This window comes from Hallerella porci, assembly GCF_003148885.1.
GTDB lineage: Bacteria > Fibrobacterota > Fibrobacteria > Fibrobacterales > Fibrobacteraceae > Hallerella > Hallerella porci.
Genome location: NZ_QGHD01000046.1, coordinates 1 through 9,840, shown reverse-complemented (window position 1 = coordinate 9,840; position 9,840 = coordinate 1). Strand labels below are relative to the sequence as shown.

Here is a 9,840-nt window from a genome sequence, read left to right as displayed (position 1 = left end):
ATGCTCCGTCTTTGCCAAAAATTGGCTTTCCTGTTTTGAACTGAGATGCTGCTTTTTTGATCATCTCTTTATATTCTTCGTGTGTCATCATAGTTCCTCAATTTACATCATTTTTCAAATGATGCTTGGTGGTGAATGACACAGTTTTATGGATAGAGTCTTCTTAACGAAGGAATTGACATTACAAAGTAGTGACACTGCTATTCCTAATTCAATAAAGAAAGAAGGACGAAGAGGACGTCCGACATTGCTAAGTCTTAATTCTGTTAAAGATCGTCTTCAACTTCTTCTTGATGAATTTACTGAATCAGAATCCAATTATCGCGATTTAATAGAAAGGCAAGAAAAATCAAATTCCATTCTTTCGTCTTCAGAAGTTGATGACTTGAAATTTCTGATTGATTTGGGAGATTTTTGCAATTGGTATCCAGATTTAGTAGTAAGTATCTACACTTTGCTCCATGCGGAAAATTGTCAATATAAACCTATCGCCAAACTTGATAAAGATGTTACAAAAGATGACGAACTCGGTGCATGGAAATTGGAATACTTGCTAAAGTATGATGAACAGGTAAATGATTTTTCCGCAAATACTACAGCGTTTTGGTGTAGAGCGGTTAATGATGCTGCAGAGCGATATTCATATTGGTGTCATGATGTCGCATTGGCACTTCCTCTTGACCAGTTCCCAGGCACAACTGCCGAGGAACAAAAACAAATTGCGGTAAGAACTTTGAAAGATCGCCTAAAGGCCAAATTTCCGCAGACGGAATTAAATTCCAAATTTGAAAATAGCTTTTCTTCTACAGATGATGACGAAAAATCATGGAATGCCTTGGTTCAAAAACTCCAATCGGACGCTTGGAAGGATTTTGACCTGAATTGTTCCGACATAGATTTGTTCCTGCAAAACTCATTAGCTAAGCATAATCAAGATTCACAAAGTCCCTTGGCAGAAGCTGACGAAACCGAAATCAAGAAAATTAAGATTATACAGCGTCTTTATCGATTGACCGATAATCCCGAAGCGATAGCCTATCTTATAAAAAATGGTTTTGAATCGGCTTCTAGTATTGCCCTGATGGATGAAGAAAGATTTGTGGCAGAGCATGGCCTTGGCATGGGTGACAAGGAGCTAGCAACAAATATCCATCGACTTGCCAAAAATTTTGTGGCAAACGCTACGTTAGACATTGAACGGTATCATGGAAGTTTAAATGAAGCAGACAATACAATCATTTCGATACCTCGAGGGCTGCAAGAAACAAACGAAACCGCTGCAACAAATACAGCGTCTAATCCTAAGGCTTCCAAACTTCTAAAATTGAGCAGCACTTCCAATGTGGCGACAAGTCGCTTGAAAAGCAAGAATTTCGCCAACTGGAAAACTCTATTCGGGCGCATCAACAGAAATACGGGAACTCAGAACCAGTCCATTTTGAGTGCGTCCGCTTATTTATTGGATTTGTTGGAATTCTTAAAGCAGGGACACGCATACGGCAGGTTTATTAGCCGCCGTCCCGATGTGAAGAATCTTCTAATGACAAAGGCCAATGCGGAGGTCTCTCTTCCTACAATTGATTTAGCCGTCGAATTGTTGGAAAGTCTTGTTTACAGGACTTCCATTCAAGAACGGGCAATTCCTCTTTGCAACCAGACACCTGATGAAGCTACAGTGGCGGATTTAAGGGCGAATCCGTGCAAGTGGAATTCGAAATTGGATATTGACAAATCTGCAATGCAAGTGCTTGACGACAGGTGTTTCCCGTTAAGCCTTCCACGAAATTTTTATGCAGATAGGCTCGTTTTTATTTTTGATAATTTGTCACTGAACCCATGTCAGGTTGCTCATAAATTACATCTAGATGAAAATCATGCGGTACTTTTAAAAGCAAATCAGAAGGCCGTTCTATCTACTGATTTTGACCAAAATCAAATCGAACCTTCAAAGCTGTGGGGATTGGAAGATAATGGAAATCAGGGGATTTTCTTCCCTGATAAGTCAAGACAAATTGAAGCTGAAACAAGATGGTTCAATGTCCTTTGTAATTTGGCCATTGTTCTGGACAGGGCGAAAATTACATACGAGGAATTTGCGGAAATTTTCACATCTGATGTATTCTCCGGGTGTGGAGCGGCGCTGAATGTCGATTCAGAATCATTCCAGCTGGCCGATGTAAACGGATATAAGATTTATTTCGAAGACCCGAACAAGAAGAAAGATTTTTTCTGTAATCTGTCCGTTTTTGTCCGTCGTCGTGCCACTTTGGGCTGGAGCACAGAAGACGTTGCCAAGACATGGGATTGTAATCCGGATGGCTTGAGTGATATTCAGGAATTGAAAACGCGGCTTAACTTGACGGCGACGGAAGCTGCGATTTTACTTGACAAAGTTACATTGACAATTGACGATCTCAAGAGCATTTTTGCCATTGATTCGCTGTTTGACGAATATGGCAGTGATTTTGACGAATTGAAAAGAAATAATGAAAAGTTGCGTTACCAGCTTGCAACAGCCGCCAAAATTTGCCTTGAAATCGAACTTCAAGATGCCCTTTTGATTTTGCAAAAGTGCTGGAGACCAGAGACCTATCCAAAAGCATCTGACGCTCTTGAAACTGGCCTGAATATCCTTTACAAATACAATCTCTGGATTTCAAGGAACGGCCTTTCTGTCGACGATTATTTCTTCTTGAGTGAAATTAATTTCCCTGTTGGTTTCGGCAGTCGCGAATTTTGTAACGCAACCATCGATGAACTGGAAATCTTGAATAAATCTTCTCTTTCCGTTAGTGACTTAAAATCGATTCTCGATCCCCAGTCAATGGCGGATGAGGAATCTGCTGAATTTGCCAAGGAGGTTGGTGACGCTATACAGGCGTCCATTGACGAGTGTATGGCGACAACAGAAGTCGATGGTGTCTCCGCGATAGATTACGAAACCTCGATTTTGAATATCATGAAGTCTTTGGGGAGGGAAGACGCGGAAGACGTTTTCAACAGTTGGAAGAACAAGCCCGAAGAAATAACAGAGGATTATAAAGATTCAATCGAATCGATATTCGTAAACTTGTTCTGGAATCTTTCTGTTAGTAAAGAATCGGATTATCCATGGTATTCTGCTATATCAAACGAAGTCGTTTTTTATGAAAAACTGACGGAGGAGCTACAGGCGGAACGCCTTTTAACCCTTCTATCTGAAAAGTTCTCAGTAGATACCGAAGTCTTGCTTTCTTTGCTTAAAACATTACACACTAGTGAAAATGATTCTGAAACAGACTGGGATGTATGGCAATCGAAGATTTCTGCTGAAAATCCCCAAATCAATAATCTTTGCAATCACATATTCCGTTGTGCGGCCCTCTACCAGTTTACGCAAACTTTAGATATGGGCTTTGAATGGAATTGGTCTTCTTTTGCCATTGCCAATGTTAACAGGTACGAGACGATAAAAAATGTAGTCTACGCCTTTGCGGCGTCTTCACAGATTCTAGGAGAGGTCTATAAGTATAACGAATTGAATCGCCTTGAAACTCTCAACAAAAAACTCCTGATTTCAAGCGAGTCCGCTGTGGCGTTGTTTACAAAGGCGGGAATCGTCTATGAACAAAACAAAGATAGTTGTCTGATTACGTCCGTGAACATAGACTCACCTGCGGCATGGTGTAAATTTGCAGACCTGCTCTATCTTTACAAGAAGACCAATACGCTTCCGGGCGATTTGGAAAAGTTGCTGGACGCCAATGATGTCGACTATTCTCTCTCTGTTGAAAAATTTGAAAAAAATTTACGTCAAACTAAAACCAACTCGGAATGGAACAAGTTTATCCAGGGGGTGAACGATAAAATCCGGCAACTGAAACGGGATGTCCTTGCCGCAGTCGTATGTAACGATTCCCAGATGCCGGGAACGGCATCCTATTATCCATCGGTCTTTGTCGATGAAAACGACATATACTCCTATTACCTGATGGACGTGAAGATGGAACCCGACATGGCCATTTCACGCACAGTTCAGGCCGTGTCCTGTATCCAATTGTTCGTGCAACGGGCCCTGATGGGACTGGAAGGAAGTTACACGCTAAATGACACCCAAAAGGAACAATGGGAGTGGATGAAGAATTTCCAGGTTTGGGTGGCGAATCGCAAGGTATTCCTCTATCCCGAAAACTGGATAGATGGCGACCTGCGTGAAGACAAAACACCATTCTTCCTCGAACTGGAGGAACGCCTTGCCGAAATAGGGAACGACCAGAATGCCATGACAGAAGCCCTGGGCGATTACCTGAAAAAAGTGTGTGACACCTCTGAAATAGATATCATTGGAGCTTGCAAGCAGGATGGCGGGAGTGCTGCTGGAGTCCTTTACACGCTCCACATTGTCGGTCGTACCCGTGGCGAACCCCACGCCTACTATTACCGCAAATACGAGGCCACGGCACTGTACGGCGGAAGCTGGACTCCGTGGGAAGAACTTCCTTTGGAAATTGATGGTCCTTTTGCTCAGCCAGCATTCCTCAACGGACGCCTTTATATCCTGTGGTTACAAGTCGTAGCAGGACAAAAACAAAAAAAGACAGGAGAAACTGGAGGGCAACAAGCCGCAGTAACTATTCAGTATTATGCAGAAATTCGGCTGAAGTGGTCAAGTTACACAGGAACGAAATGGAATGGCACGAAAGTCGGTAAACAGGCCGTCTATGATGTTTCCGAAGAACAACTGGATTTCCTTCTGGGAGAAAATGAGGAATTGACAGACCGCTATTTCCTCGTGGACGACTCGGACAATTCGGATACTCTATCTCTTCAAATCAAGAGGATTTATTCGGTCTATCAAGACGATGTCAAATATGTGGCGATTCCCGTAACCTCGGATAGTTCGACAGCCCTTTCTTTACAGCAGGATGGAATATCGCAAGAGAATGTAAACAATGCGGCAAATTCCTTTATCTTGAAAAAGGAGACTAAACGATCATTCAAGGATGGACAACTTGTTGCCTCCATAGGAACGATAAACCTTGATGAGCAGGGAATGGATTCTGCAACATCAATATATGCACCTTATTCTTCAGGAACCCTTGTTTCCAATTTTGCACCCACAGGCTGCATATTGAAGGCGAATGTTTTTGAAAGTAAAGTTGCTTATCTCACTCTATCAGATGGAACCAGCATTTTTAGCCATACGCGAGGGCTTTATAAACTCTATTCAGTAAATATGGGAATGCTTACAGGCAAGGATTCAACATTCTTCCTTATGGACTCCAAGGGAACCTACTTGATTCGCACAGTTTCAGGCGATGGTGGTGCAGGGGCGAATAGCATCGCCAATTACCGCGTGGAACAGGTTTCCAATTCCCAGGCCAGCGAATTCCACAGGCGGTTTGTGCATGGCGGCACAAAGTGGCTCTATAACCGTGAAACGGAAGCTTTGCCTGTTTCAGATAGCTACTATTATTCATATTCCTACTACAATTATTATTTCAGCGTCTATCTGGGCTATTACACGGCGGGGGACTGGCAGGCCTGGGACTTGTCCCAGACGCTTTTTGAAAATAGCTACATGTCCACTGCACTAGTGGCGGAACCGTACCCGTCTGCAACGGTAGATTTCAGCTGGGGTTCGGCAACATCTATCTACAACTGGGAACTGTTCTTCTTCGTGCCGATGCTCTTGGCCGACAAGATGCTCTCGGAACAGAATTACGAGGCGGCCCTGAATTGGTTGCAACTGGTGTTCGACCCGCGTATAGACTTGTCCAACTACGAACGGACAAAACGTTTTGTCCGCGACTTGCCCAAGGGGGCAAAATATTGGAAGTTCTTGCCCTTCTTCGCAAACCAGGATGCTGATAAATCCATCCTTTCGGATTTGTCTTTCCCGACACCCCACGATGCCCTGCCAGATCGCCAGGCCATACTCCTTTTGCAGGACCGCTGGAAAAACGACCCCTTTGACCCGCAGATGATTGCCCGTTACAGGCCTGTCGCCTACCAGAAATATGTGGTGATGAAGTACCTTGATGCCTTGATAGGCCTAGGTGATCAGTTGTTTACTCAGGATACTACCGAATCGGTTAATTTGGCTGTGCAGATGTATGTTTTGGCTGCAGAAATTCTCGGCCCGAAGAGTGCCGAAGTTCCAGACCCTAAACATAAATCGAAACTCAAGGTCATAGATTTGCTAAATTACGGCAATGATGTGATGAACAATGCCTTTATTACATACGAGGACACCATGCTCACCGGCAAGTGCCGCGAAAAGGAGACGCCTCAACGTCTGCTTCCTGGCAAGACCATGCAACTGGCCAATACTACGGGCATGATGTTCTATTTCAACGTGCCGCGCAACGAGACCCTGATGGGCTACTGGGATACCGTGGCCGACAGGTTGTACAAAATCCGCAACAGCCTGAACATCGAAGGCGTAAAGCGGACTCTTGCCCTGTTCGCACCACCCATCGACCCCGCCATGCTTGTAAAGGCAAAGGCGAGCGGAGTTTCTATCAGCGAAGCCCTAGCCGACGCGTCCTCGGCATTGCCCTATTACCGCTTCAAGGTGATGGTGGAAAAAGCCAAGGAAATTGTTCGCGACATCCAGCAGATGGGTAGGGACTTGCTTTCTGCATTCGAAAAGTACGATTACGAGACGTTGGCCCTGTTGCGAGTAAACCACGAAAAGACCGCCTTGATGCTCCAGAAGACCTTGGCCGAAATGGAAGTGACAGAACTGGAACGGGAACTGGAAACTACCGAGACCGAAGAGGAAACCCTCCAGGCCGAACAGGAACAGCAGGCTGGATTCTTCAAGAAGAGCGAGAAGGAAACCAAGTACGAAAAGGCCTTGGACGGCATTAAAAAAGTCCAGGAAGGCATTGAAAGTGTCCGTAAGGCCGCTTCCGTTGCGGCAAAGATTCCTGACCTTGGCATCGGAGCCATCATGAACGGTCTTGGTGGACCATCCTTTGACTCCATTGCTTATGGTGGTTCTAAAATTGCCGAAATGCTCATCAATAAGGCCGAAAGCAAGGCTTCTGAGTTTGCCCAGAAGCAGGTCGGCTCTACCATCAGCAAGTTACTCAGCGAGCAGGAACGTACAGAGCAGTCCTGGACCATGCAGAAGACCGCCAAGGCAAACCAAATCAAGGTCGTCCAGAAGAAAAAGCTCGTGGACCAAATCAAGATTGACTACATCAACAAGCAGGTGGAAAACCTTGAAAGGGAAATCGAGCTGAAGGACGAAATGTATGAGCACCTGTCCGAAAAATACACCAACAAGGAACTTTACAAGTGGCTCAAGACCGAAATAGGCAAGATATACAAAATACTCTTCCAGTTGGCAGTAAAGGTTGCCAGAAAAGCGGAAAAATGCTACCACTTTGAAATCGGTGATACCGAGGAAAATCCTAAAACGGCCAAGTCGTTCATCAAGGGAAGTGGCTGCTACTGGGATGGCCTGTATAGTGGCTTGCTGGCTGGCGAAAAACTCCTAGCCGACTTGCATGCCATGGAAGTGGCTTTCCTTGAAAATGACAGGAATGAACTGGAGATAACGAGGCCGGTAAGTTTGTGGGAATTAGAAAATAGACACGGAAATAATGATTTGAATTTCCCGCAAGAACCATTGACTGATTTAAAAGACGGTAAAGATTGCTCCTTTACGATTCCAGAGTCTTTATTCTCCAATGATTTCCCGGATCAATATTTTAGACGAATCAGGGATGTCCGAGTAGAAATAATTGCTCCAGATTACAGAGGTCATTATTTAAATGCACAGTTGTCTTTAACAGAAAATTTCCTTGATTTGAAAGGAATTGGACAAAAAATTGGTAATCGTATCGGAACACAGACCATGGCGACGAGTACAGCTCATCAAGAATCAGGGAAATTTGATTTCCGTTTTAGTTCGGACAAGTTCTTGCCTTTTGAAGGTGCAGGGGCGATTTCAACATGGACGCTAAAAATCACTGGTTTTGACAACACAAGAGATGACAGTGAAGAGACTAATCATGCACTTGATTTGTCCAAGATTGAGGATGTTATCATCCATCTAAGTTACACTGCTCGAATGGGAAAAACGCAGAAAGGAGGCAACTAATGTATCTGAAAATTATCTTCTTTTTATTTTCTCTTTTGTTGATGATTTCCTGTGGTGGCGATAATTCTAGTAGTCCCGACGTTGAAAATAGTTCAAATTCTCATAGTTCGGAAATTCCTTGCGATGCAACCAATGAGGGAACGATAATCAAGCCAGCTGATAGTGATGTAGAACACATCTGCAAGGGCGGCTCCTGGATTGCTATTGGCAGTAGTTCATCGTCCAACAATATCATTACGAATGAAACAAAACAATCCAGTTCATCCTCTTCATACAACGTCATTCTGAGCGCGAGCGAAGAATCTAGTAGCAGTTTCTTTGGAAGTGAAACGAATCCATCTAGTTCGTCGTCCAGCAGCGTCATTGCGAGTGAAACTAATCAATCCAGTTCGTCCAATTATGGCAACAATGAATCCTCTTCAAGTTCAGAAGATTCTATTGAATCTAGCAGCAGTGAAGAAACCAAACTGTATCTTTGCGACGATGGAGAAACACACGTACTAAACCCAGCCAATTGTGAAAAAGAATCCTCTTCATCTGTAGCAATTGCTTCATCATCTAGCGATAATACACCGAATTCGTCAAGCACCGAAGTTCAAGAATCTTCAAGTTCGGAGGTGTCTAGCAGTAGTGTGAAAACAGAGTCCTCTAGTTCCAAAGTTGAATCTAGTAGCGATATAAGTATCAGTTCATCAAGCAACCCAGAATCATCATCAGAAGAAAGTTCATCTTCATTAAGCGATGGTTATGACGCAATAAATAACACACTGACAGACCCTCGGGACGGACATATATATAAAACAGTAACAATAGGCACACAGGTTTGGATGGCCGAAAATCTTAATTATCTTCCTAAGGATACTATTGGAACAATTTGGGGCGGATTGTCATTATGTGGCGGGGGAGCTTGGAAAAGTAAAGAAGAAGGAGATTGTTCTATTTTTGGACGATTATATGAAACTGATTTTACTGACGAAAAAAAAGATTCAATTTGTCCTGATGGATGGTCACTTCCTACTTACAATCAATTTCAAAAAATGAAATCATATCTTGGAGATAATGCTGTGAATAAGATGAAAATCAATATTGATAAATATTGGCAGAGTGGTAATGCTACTAATGAATCAGGTTTTTCTGCCATACCATCAAGTGTATATAGTCGAGCGAAGGGATTTAACACCTTTTTTCTTGAAAATGAAGAGGTTGCCGCATTTGCAATTGAAAAAAACAACAACGGAACAGAAAATGGATTTGCTATCGTAGATTCGGAAGATGATTTTTGGGTTCCAAATGGATTTGGCAATGGTTATTTTTTAGCCGTTCGTTGTATAAAGGATTAATTATTTATCCAAGAGGAAAGAACATGGCAGATATAGATCAAACCTCGTATGGGAAAAACACAGAATGGAGGTAACTAATGTATAAGCAAATTCTCTACTCGTTTCTTCTTTCCCTGTTGATTGTTTCCTGTGGTGGCGATAATTCTAGTAGTCCCAACATTGAAAATAGTTCAAATTCTCATAGTTCGGAAATTCCTTGCGATGCAACCAATGAGGGCACGATAATCAAGCCGTTTGATAGCAATGTAGAACACATTTGCAAGGGCGGCTCCTGGATTGCTATTGGCAGTAGTTCATCGTCCAACAACATGGTTCTGTCAAATAAACTGTGTCATTTAGTTTTTGTTAGCTAAAAAAAGAGCTTTGAAATTTCAAAATTGAAGAAGCGAAAAGCAAAATCAAAGC

General features: G+C 43.0%; 3 protein-coding genes. All 3 read left to right on the top strand.

The features are described 5' to 3' along the window. The first annotated feature begins 148 nt into the window (after positions 1 to 148). The 3 genes from B0H50_RS12540 to B0H50_RS13210 all read left to right on the top strand — a co-directional run bounded on the left by B0H50_RS12540 (position 149) and on the right by B0H50_RS13210 (position 9,788). A complete protein-coding gene (locus B0H50_RS12540) occupies positions 149 to 8,095 on the top strand; it encodes a Tc toxin subunit A-related protein (protein WP_109587880.1) in 7,947 nt (2,648 codons plus the stop codon). Further along, a complete protein-coding gene (locus B0H50_RS12535; RefSeq protein WP_109587879.1) occupies positions 8,095 to 9,435 on the top strand; it encodes an FISUMP domain-containing protein in 1,341 nt (446 codons plus the stop codon). Before B0H50_RS12540 ends, B0H50_RS12535 begins: the two co-directional genes overlap by 1 nt. 77 nt (positions 9,436 to 9,512) lie before the next feature. Next, entirely contained in the window at positions 9,513 to 9,788 is a 276-nt protein-coding gene (locus B0H50_RS13210; RefSeq protein WP_146193770.1) for a hypothetical protein, read from the top strand. Positions 9,789 to 9,840 lie beyond the last annotated feature (52 nt).

Excerpts from the sequence above, each read along its gene's own strand:
- B0H50_RS12540 (WP_109587880.1), top strand. The coding sequence starts at position 149 with ATGGATAGAGTCTTCTTAACGAAGGAATTGACATTACAAAGTAGTGAC.
- B0H50_RS12535 (WP_109587879.1), top strand. The coding sequence starts at position 8,095 with ATGTATCTGAAAATTATCTTCTTTTTATTTTCTCTTTTGTTGATGATT.
- B0H50_RS13210 (WP_146193770.1), top strand. The coding sequence starts at position 9,513 with ATGTATAAGCAAATTCTCTACTCGTTTCTTCTTTCCCTGTTGATTGTT.